The sequence below is a fragment of the Bradyrhizobium sp. Kon10 genome, from assembly GCF_055807395.1.
This window is the reverse complement of record NZ_JBVVOZ010000417.1, coordinates 1-234: the sequence shown is the minus strand read 5'-3', so window position 1 is coordinate 234 and position 234 is coordinate 1. Positions and strand designations below refer to the sequence as shown.

The 234-nt window shown below is 62.4% G+C and carries 1 protein-coding gene; it reads left to right on the top strand.

Features of this window, described 5'->3' with window-relative positions; translation table 11 throughout:
- Positions 1–234: GlgC family sugar phosphate nucleotidyltransferase (locus AC0L2O_RS37580; protein WP_473373294.1), on the top strand; the 234-nt coding region annotated here is incomplete at both ends.

Below are 234 nucleotides of genomic sequence, written 5' to 3'. Positions count from 1 at the left end.
CTTCGCTGAAGCGAAGCCTGATCTTCACCGGCGCACGCATCAACTCCTATTCGACGCTCGAGGACGTCGTCATGCTGCCTGACTGCCACGTCGGCCGCAGCGCGAGATTGAAGCGCGTGGTGATCGATCATGGTGTCAGGATTCCCGAAGGCCTCGTGGTCGGCGAGGATCCCGTCCTCGACGCCAAGCGCTTCCGCGTTTCCGAAAAGGGCATCTGCCTCGTCACCCAGGCCA